This is a genomic window from Actinomycetota bacterium (genome assembly GCA_012837825.1).
In the GTDB taxonomy this organism is placed as follows: Bacteria; Actinomycetota; Humimicrobiia; order Humimicrobiales; family Humimicrobiaceae; genus Humimicrobium.
Map to the genome: position 1 here is coordinate 24498 of DUQM01000001.1, position 16695 is coordinate 41192.

At 37.0% G+C, this 16695-nt stretch carries 24 protein-coding genes; all 24 read left to right on the top strand.

The features are described from left to right. The first annotated feature begins 1 nt into the window (after position 1). The 24 genes from GXZ93_00165 to GXZ93_00280 all read left to right on the top strand — a co-directional run bounded on the left by GXZ93_00165 (position 2) and on the right by GXZ93_00280 (position 16658). Positions 2-364 carry a 50S ribosomal protein L18 gene (locus tag GXZ93_00165; protein ID HHT78208.1) on the top strand — a complete coding sequence of 121 codons (363 nt, stop codon included), beginning with the start codon at positions 2-4 and terminating at the stop codon, positions 362-364. Positions 365-389: 25 nt separating this feature from the next. After that, entirely contained in the window at positions 390-872 is a 483-nt protein-coding gene (gene rpsE, locus GXZ93_00170) for a 30S ribosomal protein S5 (protein ID HHT78209.1), read from the top strand. 17 nt (positions 873-889) lie between these two features. Continuing rightward, the gene (rplO, locus tag GXZ93_00175; protein ID HHT78210.1) at positions 890-1342 is read left to right on the top strand and encodes a 50S ribosomal protein L15; all 453 of its coding nucleotides are present in this window, start codon (positions 890-892) and stop codon (positions 1340-1342) included. Next, positions 1342-2604, top strand: a complete 1263-nt coding sequence (secY, locus tag GXZ93_00180; GenBank protein HHT78211.1) for a preprotein translocase subunit SecY — start codon at positions 1342-1344, stop codon at positions 2602-2604. Before rplO ends, secY begins: the two co-directional genes overlap by 1 nt. Next, positions 2601-3236 (top strand): adenylate kinase, encoded by a 636-nt coding sequence (locus GXZ93_00185; GenBank protein HHT78212.1) that lies wholly within the window; start codon positions 2601-2603, stop codon positions 3234-3236. Before secY ends, GXZ93_00185 begins: the two co-directional genes overlap by 4 nt. Continuing rightward, the gene (gene map / locus GXZ93_00190) at positions 3233-3997 is read left to right on the top strand and encodes a type I methionyl aminopeptidase (protein HHT78213.1); all 765 of its coding nucleotides are present in this window, start codon (positions 3233-3235) and stop codon (positions 3995-3997) included. The genes GXZ93_00185 and map overlap by 4 nt, the downstream gene beginning before the upstream one ends. A gap of 84 nt (positions 3998-4081) precedes the next feature. Then, on the top strand, positions 4082-4303 hold the full coding sequence (infA, locus tag GXZ93_00195) for a translation initiation factor IF-1 (GenBank protein HHT78214.1): 222 nt from the start codon (positions 4082-4084) through the stop codon (positions 4301-4303). A gap of 116 nt (positions 4304-4419) precedes the next feature. After that, entirely contained in the window at positions 4420-4533 is a 114-nt protein-coding gene (rpmJ, locus tag GXZ93_00200; protein ID HHT78215.1) for a 50S ribosomal protein L36, read from the top strand. An 11-nt stretch (positions 4534-4544) separates the two neighbouring features. Further along, positions 4545-4928 (top strand): 30S ribosomal protein S13, encoded by a 384-nt coding sequence (gene rpsM / locus GXZ93_00205; GenBank protein ID HHT78216.1) that lies wholly within the window; start codon positions 4545-4547, stop codon positions 4926-4928. 8 nt (positions 4929-4936) lie between these two features. Further along, complete coding sequence (rpsK, locus tag GXZ93_00210; protein HHT78217.1) at positions 4937-5341, top strand: 30S ribosomal protein S11; 405 nt, start codon at positions 4937-4939, stop codon at positions 5339-5341. A 39-nt stretch (positions 5342-5380) separates the two neighbouring features. Next, on the top strand, positions 5381-6007 hold the full coding sequence (gene rpsD / locus GXZ93_00215; protein HHT78218.1) for a 30S ribosomal protein S4: 627 nt from the start codon (positions 5381-5383) through the stop codon (positions 6005-6007). Between the two features lie 101 nt (positions 6008-6108). After that, positions 6109-7044 (top strand): DNA-directed RNA polymerase subunit alpha, encoded by a 936-nt coding sequence (locus tag GXZ93_00220; protein HHT78219.1) that lies wholly within the window; start codon positions 6109-6111, stop codon positions 7042-7044. A gap of 18 nt (positions 7045-7062) precedes the next feature. Next, positions 7063-7416: a 50S ribosomal protein L17 gene (gene rplQ, locus GXZ93_00225; GenBank protein ID HHT78220.1), complete on the top strand. Its 354-nt coding sequence runs from the start codon at positions 7063-7065 to the stop codon at positions 7414-7416. Between the two features lie 25 nt (positions 7417-7441). Beyond that, positions 7442-8212 (top strand): tRNA pseudouridine(38-40) synthase TruA, encoded by a 771-nt coding sequence (truA, locus tag GXZ93_00230; protein ID HHT78221.1) that lies wholly within the window; start codon positions 7442-7444, stop codon positions 8210-8212. 16 nt (positions 8213-8228) lie between these two features. Next, a complete protein-coding gene (gene rplM / locus GXZ93_00235) occupies positions 8229-8672 on the top strand; it encodes a 50S ribosomal protein L13 (GenBank protein HHT78222.1) in 444 nt (147 codons plus the stop codon). 50 nt (positions 8673-8722) lie between these two features. Continuing rightward, on the top strand, positions 8723-9124 hold the full coding sequence (gene rpsI / locus GXZ93_00240) for a 30S ribosomal protein S9 (protein ID HHT78223.1): 402 nt from the start codon (positions 8723-8725) through the stop codon (positions 9122-9124). 19 nt (positions 9125-9143) lie between these two features. Then, entirely contained in the window at positions 9144-10199 is a 1056-nt protein-coding gene (locus GXZ93_00245) for a hypothetical protein (protein ID HHT78224.1), read from the top strand. Between the two features lie 18 nt (positions 10200-10217). Then, positions 10218-11570 carry a phosphoglucosamine mutase gene (gene glmM / locus GXZ93_00250; GenBank protein HHT78225.1) on the top strand — a complete coding sequence of 451 codons (1353 nt, stop codon included), beginning with the start codon at positions 10218-10220 and terminating at the stop codon, positions 11568-11570. Between the two features lie 56 nt (positions 11571-11626). Then, positions 11627-12010: a holo-ACP synthase gene (acpS, locus tag GXZ93_00255; GenBank protein HHT78226.1), complete on the top strand. Its 384-nt coding sequence runs from the start codon at positions 11627-11629 to the stop codon at positions 12008-12010. 142 nt (positions 12011-12152) lie between these two features. After that, positions 12153-13874: an NAD(P)H-hydrate dehydratase gene (locus GXZ93_00260; GenBank protein ID HHT78227.1), complete on the top strand. Its 1722-nt coding sequence runs from the start codon at positions 12153-12155 to the stop codon at positions 13872-13874. 186 nt (positions 13875-14060) lie between these two features. Further along, positions 14061-14264, top strand: a complete 204-nt coding sequence (locus GXZ93_00265; protein HHT78228.1) for a CBS domain-containing protein — start codon at positions 14061-14063, stop codon at positions 14262-14264. Positions 14265-14282: 18 nt separating this feature from the next. Next, positions 14283-15497 (top strand): alanine racemase, encoded by a 1215-nt coding sequence (alr, locus tag GXZ93_00270; GenBank protein HHT78229.1) that lies wholly within the window; start codon positions 14283-14285, stop codon positions 15495-15497. 2 nt (positions 15498-15499) lie between these two features. Beyond that, positions 15500-16075 (top strand): flavodoxin family protein, encoded by a 576-nt coding sequence (locus GXZ93_00275; protein ID HHT78230.1) that lies wholly within the window; start codon positions 15500-15502, stop codon positions 16073-16075. 88 nt (positions 16076-16163) lie between these two features. Continuing rightward, a complete protein-coding gene (locus GXZ93_00280) occupies positions 16164-16658 on the top strand; it encodes a hypothetical protein (GenBank protein HHT78231.1) in 495 nt (164 codons plus the stop codon). The last annotated feature ends 37 nt before the right edge of the window (positions 16659-16695 follow it).

Sequence of the window (16695 nt, forward strand, 5' to 3'; positions counted from 1 at the left end):
TATGAGGACTAAAAAAGAAATAAGGAATACAGCAGAAAGACGCAAATTATCGGTCAGGAACAGTATAAAAAAGTTTTCTGACAGACCGAGATTATGTGTTTTTAGAAGCAATAAATATATTTATGCTCAGATAGTAGATGATAAGACAGGAGTTACATTAACCGGTATAACAAGTAAGATGATAGAGAAAAAATCAGATGAAAAAGGATCTATCGGAGTTTGTTTCAGAACCGGCAAGGCTCTTGCTGAAAAAGCAAAGGAAAAAAATATAGATAAAGTTGTTTTTGACAGAGGAATGTTTAAGTATCATGGCAAAGTAAAAGCTCTGGCTGATGGCGCCAGAGAAGGTGGTCTAATTTTTTAACGGGTGATTTTTTAAGGAGGAATTGGTGCCTGAGTTTAGTAAAGATAAAGATAAAGATAATAATTTTGGTGAAAAAGTTCTGAAGATAAACAGAGTAGCAAAAGTTGTTAAAGGCGGAAGAAGATTTTCTTTTTCTGCTCTTGTTGCTGTTGGAGATATGAACGGCATGGTAGGTGTTGGATTTGGAAAAGCAAATGAAGTTTCAATAGCTATACAGAAAGGTGTTCATGCGGCAAAAAAGAATATGTTTAAAGTTCCTTTGAATAATGGAACTGTTCCGCATGAAGTGAATTCCAGAAATGGTGCCGGTCATGTCTTTTTTAAACCGGCTACCCAGGGTACCGGAGTAATAGCGGGCGGTCCTGTAAGAGCGATTATGGAGCTTGCCGGTGTTAAAGATGTTGTTGCCAAGATAATCGGAAGCTCAAATGCTTTAAGCGTGGTGAATGCAACAGTAGCAGGCTTAAAGAGTTTACAGGCCATCAACGATATAAATAAAAACGCATAAGCTTTTAAGGAGAAGAAATGGTTGATATCAGCGAACTGGGACCAGCTTATGGTTCTGTTAAAAAGAGAAAAAGAGTAGGCAGAGGTGACGGCTCCGGCCATGGAACAACTTCCTGCAGGGGAAGCAAGGGACAGAAATCACGTTCAGGCGGAGAAAGCAAAACAAGACTTGGTTTTGAAGGCGGACAGATGCCTTTGCATAGGAGAATCCCTCATTTAAAGGGATTTAAAAATACCAGAAAAGAAGAGTTTAATATAATTAATGTTTCTCAGTTTGAAAGATTTGAGGAAGGTAGTGTAATCGATTTTGAAACTCTTTCAAAAGTAGGCATGTTGATGAAGAACAATGCAAAGATAAAGATTCTTGGAAATGGGGAATTGAAAAAAAAGTATATAGTCAAAGCTAATTATTTTAGCAAAAGCGCTATATCAAAAATAGAAAAAGCTGGTGGCAAAGCGGAGGCAATTTAATGTTTCGTGCTCTTTTAAATGCTTTTAAAATTAAAGAATTAAGAAACAGAATATTATTTACCATAGGGATACTTGCTTTATACAGATTCGGTGCAAACCTTACATTACCCGGTGTAGATGCAACAGTCATACTTAAACAGGTTGAACAGGGGATAATGGGTATGCTTGATCTGTTCTCCGGCGGAGCCCTTGGAAATTTTTCTGTTTTCTCGCTTGGAATCATGCCTTATATTACTGCAACTATTATTATGCAGCTTTTGCAGGTAGTTATACCGAAACTTGATCAGCTTGCAAAAGAAGGTGAAGTAGGCAGGAGAAAAATCAATCAGATATCAAGATATCTGACGGTAGGTCTTGCACTGATGCAGTCAGTGGCAATGACTTTTTATTTCAGAAATTTCGGAGCAATCCCAAATTTCAACTGGATGCATGTTTTAATAATAGTGGTAACCCTTACTGCCGGTACGGCTGTCATTATGTGGCTTGGAGAACTTATCAACCTTCACGGAATTGGCAATGGTATATCTCTGATCATTTTTGCATCAATTATATCCAGAATACCCGGCGGTCTTATAAGCCTGTTCAGGCTTAAAGGGACAAACTGGTTATTTATCGGACTTTTTGCAGTTTTAACCGTAGGAGTTGTGGTTGCCATAATTCTTATTACCCAGGGTGAAAGAAGAATACCTGTTCAGTATGCAAAGAGAATTGTAGGAAGAAAGGTTTTTGGCGGCCAAAGTACTTATATCCCGCTGAAAGTCAACCAGTCCGGTGTAATGCCTATCATTCTTGCCGTATCGGTACTTCTTTTTCCTGCGACAATTGCACAGTTTATAAATGTTCCATGGCTGCAATCCATTGCAAACTGGCTTAGTCCGTCGATAGCGGGAAAAATAAATCCCGTATATATAATAATATATTCGGTGCTTATAATTATTTTCGCATATTTCTATACTGCTATTTCTTTTAATCCGAATGACACAGCAGAAAATCTTAGAAAATATGGTGGATATATCCCGGGAATGAGACCCGGTAAAAGTACGTCAGATTTTCTTTCCAATATTCTGAACAGGATAACACTTCCGGGAGCTATATTTCTGGCAATAATTGCCATTCTGCCGGAGATACTGATTGATACCCTGAAGATTCCTTTCAAGTTCGGCGGAACCTCGGTAATCATTGCTGTAAGCGTTGCTCTTGAAACAATGAAATGGATTGAATCCCAGCTTATGATGAGAGATTATGAGGGTTTTATAAAATGAGATTGATTTTACTTGGCGCGCCCGGAACGGGAAAAGGCACTCAGGCAAAGAAAATAACAGCAAAATTTAATATTGCCCATATTTCAACGGGCGACATATTAAGGGCGGAGATTAATAACAAAACAGAACTTGGCAGTAAAGCTCAGGAATTTGTTTCGTCAGGAAAGCTTGTTCCCGATGAACTTGTCATGGCAATGATTAAAGACAGATTTAAATCCGGTGATCTTCAAAAAAGGTTTTTGATGGACGGATTTCCGAGAACCATAGAGCAGGCTGAAAAATTCGACGAGATTCTGGATGAGCTTAATCTCAGCCTTGATAAAGTTATAAATATTGTCCTTGATAAAAATGAAATAATCAAAAGAATTACGAACAGGATTGTATGTAATTCATGTAAAAAAGTTTTCAAACTTGCTGATTTTTCTAATAAAGAATTAAAATGTGATTTTTGTGACAGTGTTCTTTCAAAACGAGCTGACGACTCGGAAGCAGTAATTGTCAAGAGACTTGAAGTTTATGAAATACAGACAAAACCGCTTATAGAGTATTACGGCAATAAGAAGCTTCTTGCTGATGTTGACGGTCTGGGGACGGAAGAAGAAATTTTTGAAAGGATCTTAAATTATTTATGATTATTTTTAAATCAGATGATGAAATAAAAATAATGGAGAAAGCTGCAGAACTTGTAGCTAATGTTCTTTTAAAATTGGAAAAGCTTATAAAACCTGGAATTACAACCGAAATGCTGGACAGGGAAGCAGAAGAAATGATAATAGCCCATAATGCCAAGCCGGCTTTTAAAGGTTATCAGGGCAGAATATCAAAAAGGCCGTTTCCGGGAACAATATGTGCTTCTGTAAATGAAGAGATAGTTCACGGGATACCCGGCAAAAGAAAATTAAATGAGGGGGATATTATCTCAATAGATGTAGGAGCCAAGCTGGATGGGTTTTTCGGAGATTCCGCAAGAAGCTATCTGGTGGGGAATGGTGATGAACAGGCAAAAAAACTGCTGAAGACTACCTGGGATGCATTAAACGACTCAATAGATCAATGCATTACCGGAAACAGGCTCGGAGATGTGTCCCATGCAATTGAATCCCGCGCTCTGGCAAATGGTTTTTCGGTTGTCAAAGATTTTGTAGGGCATGGTATCGGAAGAGACATGCATGAAGATCCACAGGTGTTAAATTACGGGCCAAAAAATCAGGGGCCTCTGTTAAGAAAAGGAATGGTAATTGCAATAGAACCGATGCTTAATGAAGGAGGCAGTGATGTGGAGATATTGCCTGATTTATGGACAGTTGTAACCAGAGACAGAAAAAGATCGTGTCATTTTGAAGACATGATAGCAATTACTTCTGAAGGCCCGAAAATATTAACAAGAATTTAGCAAATAAAAATAAATATGGACTTTTTTTACCGTATTTGATAAATTGATTATTTGTTTTCTTGTTAAATATGAAAGGAGTTTAGCATTTCTAAGAAGGAAGAAATAATTGAAGTAGAGGGGACCATACTGGAGGCTTTGCCTAATGCAATGTTTCGGGTTGAACTTGAAAACGGGCATAAAGTGCTTGCGCACATATCCGGCAAGATGAGAATGCATTATATTAAAATTCTTCCCGGAGACATGGTAAAAGTTGAGCTGTCTCCCTATGACCTGACTCGGGGCAGGATTACTTATAGGAAGAAATAAGTATATTTTAAAGATAATAGTTTTAAAGAATATCAAAAAATAAATATCATTTGATATTAATTTTTTAATATATCGTATTTTTAAGTAAACAATATTTTATTGATAAAGGAAAAAAGATGAAAATCAGACCATCAGTAAAGAAGATATGCAATGATTGCAGGATAATTAGAAGAGAAGGAAAGGTAATGATTATTTGTAAAAATCCTCGTCATAAACAAAAACAAGGCTAAGGGGGAAATAAGTGGCTAGAATTGCTGGAATAGATGTTCCTAAGAACAAGCATATTGTTATTTCTTTAACTTATATTTTTGGTATCGGCCGGTCAACTGCTCAGAGGATATTGTCTGAACTGGGTATAGAACCGGAAAGAAAAACAAGCGATCTGACTGAAGAAGAAGTTATAAAAATAAGAGAATATATAGATACCAATATCAAGGTTGAGGGAGATTTAAGAAGAGAAGTAAGCCAGAACATAAAGAGGCTTATTGATATTAATTCATACAAAGGTATCAGGCATAAAAGAAGCCTGCCTGTAAGAGGTCAGAGGACACATACCAATGCAAGGACAAGAAAAGGCAGGAAACCTTCTGTTGGTATTAAGAAAAAAAGTGTTTCAGTTAAATAATTAGGAGGATAAATTTGGCAACCAAGCAAGCTGGTAAAAAAAGAATTAAAAGAAAGGAAAGAAAAAATATTCCTTACGGGATTGCCCATATACAGTCAACTTTTAACAATACAATTGTAACTATTACTGATCTTAAAGGCAATACGATTGCATGGGGCAGTTCGGGTGGTCACGGTTTTAAAGGTTCAAGGAAAAGTACTCCTTTTGCAGCTCAGGTAACTGCATCAGCTGTTGCAAAAACAGCGCAAGAACACGGGATGGCAAAAGTAGATGTAAAGGTAAAGGGTGTGGGATCAGGCAGAGAAACTGCAGTACGTTCTCTCCAGGCTGCGGGTCTTGAAATCGGTGCAATCACCGATGTCACACCTGTTCCTCACAATGGATGCAGACTGCCAAAAAGAAGAAGGGTATGATTTTTAAAGATAATACGTTTTGATAAGGAGTTATTATAAATGGCAAGAGTAAAAGATGCTGTTTGCAGATTATGTAGAAGAGAAAAAGAAAAACTCTTTCTGAAAGGACTCAGGTGTTTTTCTGATAAATGTGCTGTTACAAAAAAGCCGTATGTTCCGGGACAGAAAGCTAAAATGAGACTTGTTGAATCTGAATACTACACACAGTTGAGAGAGAAACAAAAGACAAAGAGATATTACGGGGTGCTGGAAGCACAATTTCTAAATTATTATATAAAAGCTACAAGAAAAAAAGGGATAACAGGCGAGATTCTCCTGCAGCTGCTTGAAACCAGGCTTGACAATGTCATATATCTTATGGGATTTGCAGCCTCGAGAGCACAGGCACGTCAGCTGATTTCGCATGGGCATGTTAAAGTCAATTCCAGAAAGGTCGACATCCCTTCTTATCAGGTCAAACCTGGTGAAGTAATTACCATAGCTGAAAAAAGCAAAGAAATTCAGCCGATAGCAGAAGCCAGGGAAACTGCGGGAAGTATTTCAGTTCCTGAATGGCTTGAAGTTGACTTCAAGGCTTTGCAGGGAAAAGTAATAAGAATCCCTGAAAGAGCCGATATCAAAGCTCCGGTCAACGAGCAGATGATAGTCGAACTTTATTCTAAGTAATAATTATTTTAATATTTTTGGAGCTGATTTATTTTTTTTACTTTATAAACATAAAGTTATGATTAATTAGTCTCTCTTATTTTTTAGGAGGTTAAGATAAATTGTTAAAGATGCATAAACCAAGTGTAAGTATTAAGTCAAGCAATGATTTTGAAGGTGAGTTTGTCCTTGAGCCACTTGAAAGAGGGTACGGACATACTATGGGAAATTCAATAAGAAGAGTACTGCTTTCTTCTATTGAGGGTGTGGGCATTACGAAAATAAGGATTGAAAATGTCCAGCATGAATTCACTGTTCTGGAAGGTTTAAAAGAAGATATTATTGAATTTATTGGCAATCTGAGACAGGTAGTTTTTAAAATGGAGATTTCAGATCAGGTCATGGTAAAAATAGACAAATCCGGTCCCGGGATAGTGACTGCGGCTGATATAGTGCTGCCTTCTGAAATTGAAGTAATGAACAAAGACTGCTATCTGGGCACACTGTCTAAAAATGCAAATCTTAGAGTTGAAATATTTGTTGAAAGAGGAAAAGGCTACAGGAATGCCGAAGAAAATATTTCACAGAATGATCCTCTCGGAGTTATCCCGATAGACACAGTTTTTTCACCGATTAAAAGGATGATGTTTAAAGTTGAAGACACCAGAGTGGGGCAGATGACTGACTTTGACAAGCTTACAATGGTAATAAAGACAAATGGAAGCATAAAACCGGATGAAGCTTTAAGCCAGGCAGCCAAGATAATCAATGACCACATGGCTCTTATGATAGATCTTTCCGAAAAAGTAAAAAGTGAAGATACTATTTTTGAGGAAATAAAGCAGAAGACAAAGAAAACACAGTATCCTTCCATTGAAGATCTTGAACTGTCTGTAAGATCACATAATTGTCTTAAGAGAGCAGGCATAGATTCTGTTGAAAAGCTTATTCAGTGTTCTGAAGACGAGCTGCTTGAAATAAGGAATTTTGGCCAGAAATCTATACAGGAAGTAAAAAATAAGATAAAAGAATTAGGACTTTCATTTAAGAAAAAGTAGAATTGGGAGATTTTAGATATGGTTCAGCCAAAAAAAGGAAGAAGATTAGGTGGAAGCGGGACACACCAGAAAGCCATAATAAAAAACCTGGCTATTTCTCTTATAGAAAATGGTAAAATTGAAACAACAACAGCCAAAGCAAAATTTTTAAGAATGTTTGTTGATAAAATAATTACTATTTCAAAAAAAGGGGATTTGGCTTCAAGAAGGCGATGTATGCAACTGCTTGGAAATTATAAAACGGTACAGAAGCTTTTCAATGAAGTAGCGCCGGCGACATATGCGCGTTCCAGCGGTTTTACAAGAATTGTCAAGGTTAAAAACCGTATTGGCGACGGGGCTGAGATTGCCCAGATAGAGCTTTTAAAATAAATTTTGCTGGTTTCTCAATTAAATAATGGAGCTTTATAATTACAAAGCTGTTATTGAATATGACGGGACTGATTTTTTTGGTTTTCAGAGTCAGCCCGGAGAAATAAGAACCGTTCAGGGAGAATTGCTCGGTGTCTTAAACAGGATTTTCAGTAATGAAAAAATAAGTATTTCTTATTCCGGGAGGACAGATGCCGGCGTTCATGCAACAGGACAGGTAATTAATTTCAAAAGCCGTAAACTATTTGGGCTCTCCAGACTTAAGTGGTCGCTTAATTCACTTCTTCCGAATGATATTTCTGTAAGAAGTATGGATTTTGCAGAACCTGATTTTGATTCAAGACGGAGTTCTATATGGAGAGAATATAATTATTACATAGTAAATGATTATTATCAGAGCGTTTTTTTGAAAAAATACAGTCTGCTGCTGTGCAGGGAACTTGATATGGGTTTGATGCAGAAGGCATCCGGATATTTTCTGGGAAGACATGATTTTAGTGCTTTTTGCAGTCCGAATGATTCGAATAAAAGCAGGATCAGAGAAATCATGGAACTGGAAATTATTAAAACCGATGATCTTCATCAGAAAAATATGATAATTTTCAGAATAAGGGCAAATGCTTTTTTATATAATATGGCAAGAATAATTGTTGGCATAATAACGGAAATTGGAAGCGGGTCAAGAGATATATCTGATATTGAACTTGGATTTTTAAATAAGGGTGTTAACTATTCCGGCAGCATGGCAGATGCAAAAGGATTATTTTTGTCAAACGTCGGATATAAGGTTTTTTAACTTGATTGGAGGATAAATGGTAACCGTAGGCACAAAAACATTTAGTGCAAAAGAAAAGGATATTGAAAAAAAATGGTATGTAATTGATGCTGGCGGTAAAACGCTTGGCAGGCTTTCCACAGAGATTGCAAAAATCTTAAGGGGAAAGAATAAGCCTGTTTTTACCCCTCATGTAGATTGTGGAGATTTTGTAATAGTAATCAATGCTGATAAAATAGAGGTGACCGGAAAGAAAATGGAGCAGAAGATGTATTACAGACATTCCGGCTATATTGGTAATTTAAAAGTAACGAATCTTGAAAAATTAATGAAAAGCTCGCCTGATTTTATAATCAGGAAGGCTGTAAAAGGTATGTTGCCTCATAACACATTGGGCAAAAGGCTTTTAAGGAAGCTTAAAGTTTATTCGGGCAGTGTTCATCCTCACAAAGCCCAGAAACCGGAAGTGCTTGAAATTTAAAAACTTAAAAGAGCAAAATCAATATTTTGACTTTAAATGTTTAAAAGGAGATAAAGTTGGCGCAAGAATTAAGCTATTACGCAACTGGCAAAAGAAAAGAATCAATAGCCAAAGTGTGGCTCAGGCCAGGGGATGGCAAAATTACAGTTAATGAAAAAGATTATAAGGAATATTTTCCCAGAGATACTCTGGTGACTATGATTAATGAGCCTCTTAATGTTACGGGAACATCGAGTTCATATGACGTAGTTGCAACCATAGTGGGTGGAGGAGTTTCAGGTCAGGCAGGAGCTTTGAGACATGGCATTTCGAAAGCTTTGCTTGAAGTTAATCCTGATTACAGGACTATGTTAAAAAGCGAAGGTTTTCTGACAAGAGATCCGAGAATAAAAGAAAGAAAGAAATACGGTCTCAAGAAGGCAAGAAAAAGATCTCAGTTCTCAAAGAGATAATTTTTGGTTTTTCTTTTTGATGAGTTTCCCCTGTATAAAAATAAATTTAAGAAAAATTTCAAATAATGCCAGGTTAATAAACGACCGGTGTGCTTTAAAAGGCATATCGGTCGTTGCTGTTACCAAAAGCATACTTGCCGATATTGAAATAGTAAAAATACTGAAGAAATCAGGAATAAATATTTTCGGTGACAGCAGGCTGGAAAACCTTGTAAAACTAAGAAAATATTTTGGTTACGGGCAGGAGCTTGTTTTGCTCAGAACCCCTATGATATCGGAATGTGAAAAAATGCTGGATGTCTGCAATACTTCAATGCAGACAGAATTATCAACTATAAAAACAATATCTGATATATGTGAAAGAAAAAATAAAAAACACAATATAATACTTATGGTAGAGATGGATGATAAAAGAGAAGGAATATCTGCAAGGCGGACAATTCCTTTTTTTGATGAAATATTTAAAAAATATCCCCGGATAAAAATAAAAGGACTTGCCACAAATGCAAGGTGTATTTCAAAAAGACGGCCAAGGATTAACAGTATTGAAAACCTTATAGAAATCAAGAAACGGATTTCATCAAGGTATGGCTATGCAATACCTGTAGTATCCGGTGGAAACAGCAGCATATGGAAATATATTGAAGACAACTCCATTCCTGAGGGTATAAATGAGGTAAGAATAGGAGAAGCAATATTTATCGGAAACGAAACTTCAGGTTATGAAAAAATAAACGGTACCTTTAGTGATTCTTTTATTCTTGAGGCAGAGGTAATTGAAAGAAAAATAAAAAAAGGTTTCGTGTATAAATTTATAATTGCGCTCGGGATACAGGATGTGCCTTGCAAACATTTGATAATACAGAATCCCTGTTATGATATAATTGCTCAAAGCAGCGATCATACGGTCATAGGCTTAAAAAAAACCTATCTTGACGGGCTGGTTAAAAATAAAATGGATGGATTAATTCTGCCTGAACCTGAGGTAGGCGACAGGATAATTTTTGGCTTGGATTATTTCGGGCTGATGTTTTCAATGACATCACCTTTTATAAAAAAGATTTATATAAAATAAATATTGATAGGCGGATTGATGGAAGCAGATCCAAGAAAACTTTTTGGAACAGATGGAATAAGAGGTATTGCAAATAAAGATCTTACTCCTGAATTAGTATTAAAAACAGGCAAAGCGATTGCCGGGTTTATAAGCGGCGGCAAAGAGCGTGCAAGAATATTGATAGGTAAGGATACCAGGCCGTCAGGCGATTTGATAGAGACGGGTCTGAGTGCCGGAATAATGTCGGAAGGCAGCGATGTATTAAGCGCAGGCATACTAAGTACTCCGGGAACAGCCATGCTTTCAAAATTAATTGACGCAGACGGAGCCATAGTGATTTCAGCTTCACACAATCCTCTTGAAGATAATGGAATAAAAATCTTCAAAAAGGGAGGGGTAAAGCTTACTGACAAGGAAGAAAAAAAACTGGAGGATATTATCTTAAATGATGACCGGAAAGACTTTACAGGAAGGACCGGTCTTGATATAGGCAGACAGAAAATTATCCCGGATGCTCTGGATATGTATATTAATTATATAACCCGGGGTTTCAGATTCAATCTTGCAGGTTTAAAAATAGCTGTGGACTGTGCCAATGGAGCAACATCCGTAGCGGTTCCAAAGGTGTTGTCAATGTTCGGCGCTGAAGTTATCAGCTTTAATACCGACATCAAAAGCGGGCTCATTAATAAGGATTGCGGATCTACGCATCCTGAAGTGCTCCGGAGACTGGTAAAGGAAAGCAAAGCAGACATAGGGTTTTCTTATGATGGTGACGGAGACAGAGTCATAGGCTGTGACAGATTCTCAAGGATTCTTGACGGCGATGTTTTTCTTGCTTTCAGCGCAATATTAATGAAAGAAAATGATACTTTAAAGAATAATGGTGTAGTGACTACCATAATGGCAAATTATGGCCTGGAAAAAGCAATGCGGGAAAAAAATATAAGCGTTTATAAAACAAAAGTAGGCGACAGATATGTGCTGGAAAAAATGATTGAAAAAGATATCATTATAGGCGCCGAACAGTCAGGGCATATAATTTTTAGTAATTACAGCTACATAGGAGACGGATTGCTTTCCACCCTTATTTTTCTGGATTTACTTTATGAAAGCCGGAAAGACCCGGATACGGTCTACGAAATAATAGAGCATTATCCACAGGTTTTGAAAAATATAAAGGTAAAAGACAAGAACCTTATTATGCAAAGTCCTGAATTGAAGGAAAAAATAACAGAGGCAGAAAATTATTTGAAAGGTGAAGGAAAAATAGTTGTAAGGCCTTCCGGGACGGAATCTCTTGTAAGGGTAATGGTTGAGGCAGAAACCATGGATGTGGTTGAGAAGATACAGGAAGATATTTGTAATATTATTCATACAATAAAATAGAAAGCTGAAATATTATTTTTAAGAGTGCAAAGAGAGCTTATGTGCGGAATAATGAATTGAATATTTTTAATATCGGAACCGATCTGATAGAGGTTAAAAGAATTAAAAGAATCGTGGAAAAATATCCGGCTTTCCTGAAAAAGATATATACTGAAACCGAGATAAATTACTGTATAAGGAAAAACAGGGTTTTATATGAATGCTTTGCCTCAAGATTTGCAGCCAAGGAAGCAGTGGCAAAAAGTCTTGGTCAGGGAATCGGCAAAAATATTTTTTTTAAGGAAATAAATATTGGAAATGATAAAGATGGCAAACCTGTTGTATCGCTTAGCGGGAGAACCTTATCATATGCAAAAATTCATAAAATAAAAGATATTATACTTACAATATCTTCTACCAGATCATACTGTGTCGCATTTGCCACTGCATTATCTGAATGACAATTTAAAGACCCCTGATTATTTTTATGATAAAATATCTTAATATGTCTTTATGCTGCATTTTTTAAATTGAAAGGTCTCCGGCCTGATTTTTGAAGTAAAAATTTTTATTATTGAAGCAGGGAAAGAATTCTGAAAACCAATGGATTTTAATGACAATGATAATCTTAAAAAAATACTGAAAGGCAGCGATACCGCAGAAATTGACCGTGAATGCATGGAATCAGGCATTGATTCCGGGTGGCTTATGAATAATGCGGGTACATGTGTTTCAGATTTTATTCTGGACTGCTATCGGAAAAAGGAATTTGTTTTTGGTTCCGGGCAGAATGCTGTCGGAAAAACCGGCCGGGTGAAAACCTGCAAAAGTAAATCGGTATTAAAACTAAAGGGCTGCATACTGTGTGGAACCGGGAATAATGGCGGAGACGGCTTTGTCTGCGCATTAAATCTTTTAAAAAAAGGAATGGATTTAACCTTATTCTGTTCCGGTTTCCAGGAAAAACTGAAAGGTGACAGTCTTTTTTATTACAGAAAACTATTGGAAATCAAAGAAAAGCCTGACCCGCGGACTGATAAAATCCCCGGCAGCATAAAAATTTTTTTTCCGGAAAACGGAAATGAAAAAGACTATTTGGCAAAACTGGAAAATTGTCTTCTGGAATCTGATTTTGCCGTGGATGCATTATTCGGAACAGGGCTTCACAATGACATCAGAGGCAGAGGCCCGGAGATAATTGATCTGGTGAACAGAATCAGAAAATCAAAAAAAGAGCTGATTGTTTTTGCAGTAGACATTCCTTCCGGCATAGATTCTGACGATGGTAAAATACTCGGAAAAGCGATAAAGGCGGACCATACTATTACTTTCGGAACAAAAAAAACAGGGCATGTCATTTATCCGGGTTCTGAATATTCCGGCAAAGTAATAGTTACAGACATAGGAATACCTGATAGTATTTTAAAAAAACATGACGGCTGTTTTGAAGCTACATTAAAATGGGTAGCTGAAAAACTTCCGGACAGAGGGCAATATTCTTATAAACATTCGGTAGGCAAATTGCTTGTCATAGCAGGTTCAAGAGGTTTTACAGGAGCAGCAGCAATGACCTGCCAGGCTGCTATAAGAGCGGGGGCCGGAATAGTAACACTTGTCTGCCCTGTGGAACTAAACGAAATATTTGAAATCAAGCTGACAGAAGAAATGACATACCCTGTTGAGCAGACGGATGCCGGAAGCCTTCATTTGAATTCTTTCAGGGAAATATTGAATGAAAGCAAGAAATATGACGGACTTGCAATCGGACCGGGTCTTTCCAGAAATCCAAGCACTGTTATGCTGGTAAGAGAAATACTTAAAAACATTAAAATACCGACAGTTCTTGATGCTGACGGACTCAGAGCGCTTGCAGCTCCGCTGGAGATACAGGAAGATGCTTTGTTTAATCTTGAAAATGTAATAATTACTCCGCATCCCGGAGAATTATGTTCAATTCTTTCAAAAGAAAAAATAAATCCTGAAGAAAGAATTGCCTCAAACAGGGAATCGTCTGAAAAATTTGGCGTTGTTTCAGTCCTGAAAGGTTCTTCAACGATTATTACATATAAAAAAGATACTTTCATAAACCCGACCGGTGATTTTGCTCTTGCAACCGCCGGAACCGGAGATATCCTGACGGGGATCATCGGTGCATTTCTCTGCCAGGGGATGGACAGGCTAAGCGCTGCTGTCTGTGGTACTTATATCCATGGCCTTGCTTCTGATTTCATAAGTATCTGTACCGGTAAAACCTCAATGATTGCGACAGACCTTCTTGAGGGATTAAAAAAGGTATTTCTGGAAATTGAAAAATTAAAGTATTAAAATTGATTCTTACTGTTATATTCTTCAAATATAAAAACTATTTAGTTAACAAATATTAAGGAGAAAATTATATCCGGACTTGCAGCGCAAGACATATGTCAGTCAATATAGTTACAATAAATGAAAATGTATCAACTGAAGAACTGTCAGTGTTATTAATAGAAAAAAAGATAAGCGGTGTCCCCTGTGGTAAACGATGACGGAATCATGGTTGAAGTGGCAACGGGAAAGGACATAACCATTAAAATTAAAGACACTTCGGTATCCGATATTGCTGAAATGATGGTAAATAACAAAGTAAACAGAATTCCGATAGTTGATAAAGAAGACAGACCTGCAGGTATTATTACCGGAGCAGATATTGTAAAATCTTTTGCGAAAAATCAGTAAATAGGAAGAAAATTCGGAATGAATAATTTAAACTATGTTTATCATCCTAATGATCGTTTTGCCTGGGTAGAAATAAATCTGGATAATCTTGACAGCAATTTAAAACTTGTAAGAGAATTTATTTTTTCATGCAATTCTGAAAAAGACAATAAAAAACCGGATATAATGACTGTCGTAAAGGCAAACGCATACGGTCACGGTCTTCTGGAAATATCAAAAAGAGCAATTGCCGCGGGTTCTTCATCGCTTGGCGTGGCGCTTATCCACGAAGGTCTCAGGCTCAGGAACGGCGGGGTAAAAGTTCCGGTAATATGTCTCGGAGCCCATTCTCCTGAAAAAGTAAAAGATGCAGTTGAGAATGATATACATTTGTCTGTTACTTCCGTAAACAGTGCGAAAATAATTTCGGATATCTGCAGTTCCATTAATAAAGATTGCAGGGTTCATATAAAGATTGATACCGGGATGAACCGCATAGGTCTTGATTTTAAAAATGCCGTAAAAGATATAATTGCGATATCAAAAATGCCGGGCATAAAGACAGAAGGAGTATTTACTCATTTTGCATGTGCGTCAAGGAAAGAAGATTCCTATAATATGCTCCAATGGGGCAGATTTAAAAAGATAATGGATGAACTTAAAATCACATGCCCTGAAATAGAAAATTATCACTGTTCCAATAGTGCTGCATTTTTAAGATATCCCGAGATGCATCTTGACATAGTAAGGCTCGGCATTATTATTTACGGAATAAACCCCTTTAATAATGATTATGAAGATTTCTGCAGCAGGGATGTAATGGATTTTATCTCAAAACTTAAACCGGTTTTAAGCCTTAAAGCAAGAATTTCTTTTATTAAAAAAGTTCAAAAAGGTGAAAATATTTCTTACTGTGGCACATTTAAAACAAAAAGAGACAGCATAATTGCAACAATTCCGATCGGATATGCAGACGGCTACTCCTGGAATTTTTCAAACAAAGCTTATGCTATTTTTAATGATTGCCTTGCCCCGGTTGTCGGGAATATTACAATGGACCAGACAATGATCGATCTGACCGGATGCAATGGGGCAGGCGATGCCAAAGCCGGTGATGAGGTAGTCCTTATAGGCCATGGCGGCGGTAAGCAGATAACGGCAAACGAACTGGCAGATCTTATAGAGACAATCAATTATGAAATAATATGCATGATAGGCGACAGAATACCAAGAATATATACGAAAGGCGGATAAAAATGAGAGTTACTTTATTTAATTGCAGTCCCAGAAAAGACGGCAATACCTATACGGGACTTAAAATCATTGCTGGTGAGCTTGAAAAAGAATCTATATCAACCGGGATAGTGCAGATGGGATGCGAAAAAATCTATGGCTGTGATGCATGCGGCATATGTAAAAAAACAAAAAGCGGGTTCTGCAATATAAAAGATGATATGGTAAATGACTCAATTAAAAAAGTTTATGAAAGCGAAGGTTTTATAATAGGATCACCTACATATTTCGGTTCAGTCACTGCAGAAGCGAAGGCATTCATAGACAGGCTGGGATATGCTTCAAGGGCTGCCGGCATGAAATTAAACAGAAAGGCGGCAGCAGGAATAGCCATTGCAAGAAGAGCGGGAGCAGTGGATGCCGTGCTTCAGATAAATAAAATGTTTCTTATAAGCGGTTGCATAATACCATGCTCTTCTTACTGGAATATGGCAATAGGACGGGAAAAAGGAGACATATTAAATGATGCAGAGGGCATAGAAACATTTATTAATCTGGGAAAAAACATGGCATGGCTTTTAAATAAAATAAATGGCTGATAATGCATAAATGATAATTCAGAGAAAAAGCCTTGTTAATTAAAGACATATTTTAAAAATTTTTTTCTTATAAATGAATGGAGATTAAATGGCGAATAAAAAAATAAGCATATATGCACTGATTGTAATCATCATTGCGGTGCTTTCTGTTTTTGGAGCAGGATGCGCAAAAAGAGGCACGATTGAACCGGACTACAGCAAGGTTGTTGCGGAGGATTTTCTGGCTGCAGTCAGTGCAAGTGATTATGATTCTGTTTCTGCAGTGATTAGTGAAGATTTTAAAAAAAGCCTCAAATCAATGATCAATACTGCAACCGGCAAAGAATATACAAGTGAGAAAGAGGCGTTTGCAGATAAAATCTGCAAGCCTATTAATGAAAAAATAGGCAAGTATGAAAAAGGAAGCCTGTCTTTTGTAAAAACACTTTCAGAAAAGGGATGTACAAGTGTTTTTTATAAATCCGAATATTCAAAAGAAGCACAGGGAGATGTAACAGTGCAGTTTGTTTATGAAGAATCGGAAGGAAAAATGCTTGTAGGCGGAATATGGTTTTCTTCAAAGACTTTGAAGCAGCAAGGATAAAACTTATTATTTTTTATAATCTAAAACAACTGTTTTA

Excerpts from the sequence above, each read along its gene's own strand:
- alr (HHT78229.1), top strand. The coding sequence starts at position 14,283 with ATGAATAATTTAAACTATGTTTATCATCCTAATGATCGTTTTGCCTGG.
- GXZ93_00275 (HHT78230.1), top strand. The coding sequence starts at position 15,500 with ATGAGAGTTACTTTATTTAATTGCAGTCCCAGAAAAGACGGCAATACC.
- rpsD (HHT78218.1), top strand. The coding sequence starts at position 5,381 with ATGGCAAGAGTAAAAGATGCTGTTTGCAGATTATGTAGAAGAGAAAAA.
- map (HHT78213.1), top strand. The coding sequence starts at position 3,233 with ATGATTATTTTTAAATCAGATGATGAAATAAAAATAATGGAGAAAGCT.
- GXZ93_00165 (HHT78208.1), top strand. The coding sequence starts at position 2 with ATGAGGACTAAAAAAGAAATAAGGAATACAGCAGAAAGACGCAAATTA.
- rplM (HHT78222.1), top strand. The coding sequence starts at position 8,229 with ATGGTAACCGTAGGCACAAAAACATTTAGTGCAAAAGAAAAGGATATT.
- truA (HHT78221.1), top strand. The coding sequence starts at position 7,442 with ATGGAGCTTTATAATTACAAAGCTGTTATTGAATATGACGGGACTGAT.
- rplO (HHT78210.1), top strand. The coding sequence starts at position 890 with ATGGTTGATATCAGCGAACTGGGACCAGCTTATGGTTCTGTTAAAAAG.
- GXZ93_00185 (HHT78212.1), top strand. The coding sequence starts at position 2,601 with ATGAGATTGATTTTACTTGGCGCGCCCGGAACGGGAAAAGGCACTCAG.
- rplQ (HHT78220.1), top strand. The coding sequence starts at position 7,063 with ATGGTTCAGCCAAAAAAAGGAAGAAGATTAGGTGGAAGCGGGACACAC.
- rpmJ (HHT78215.1), top strand. The coding sequence starts at position 4,420 with ATGAAAATCAGACCATCAGTAAAGAAGATATGCAATGATTGCAGGATA.
- secY (HHT78211.1), top strand. The coding sequence starts at position 1,342 with ATGTTTCGTGCTCTTTTAAATGCTTTTAAAATTAAAGAATTAAGAAAC.
- glmM (HHT78225.1), top strand. The coding sequence starts at position 10,218 with ATGGAAGCAGATCCAAGAAAACTTTTTGGAACAGATGGAATAAGAGGT.
- GXZ93_00260 (HHT78227.1), top strand. The coding sequence starts at position 12,153 with ATGGATTTTAATGACAATGATAATCTTAAAAAAATACTGAAAGGCAGC.
- GXZ93_00245 (HHT78224.1), top strand. The coding sequence starts at position 9,144 with ATGAGTTTCCCCTGTATAAAAATAAATTTAAGAAAAATTTCAAATAAT.
- GXZ93_00280 (HHT78231.1), top strand. The coding sequence starts at position 16,164 with ATGGCGAATAAAAAAATAAGCATATATGCACTGATTGTAATCATCATT.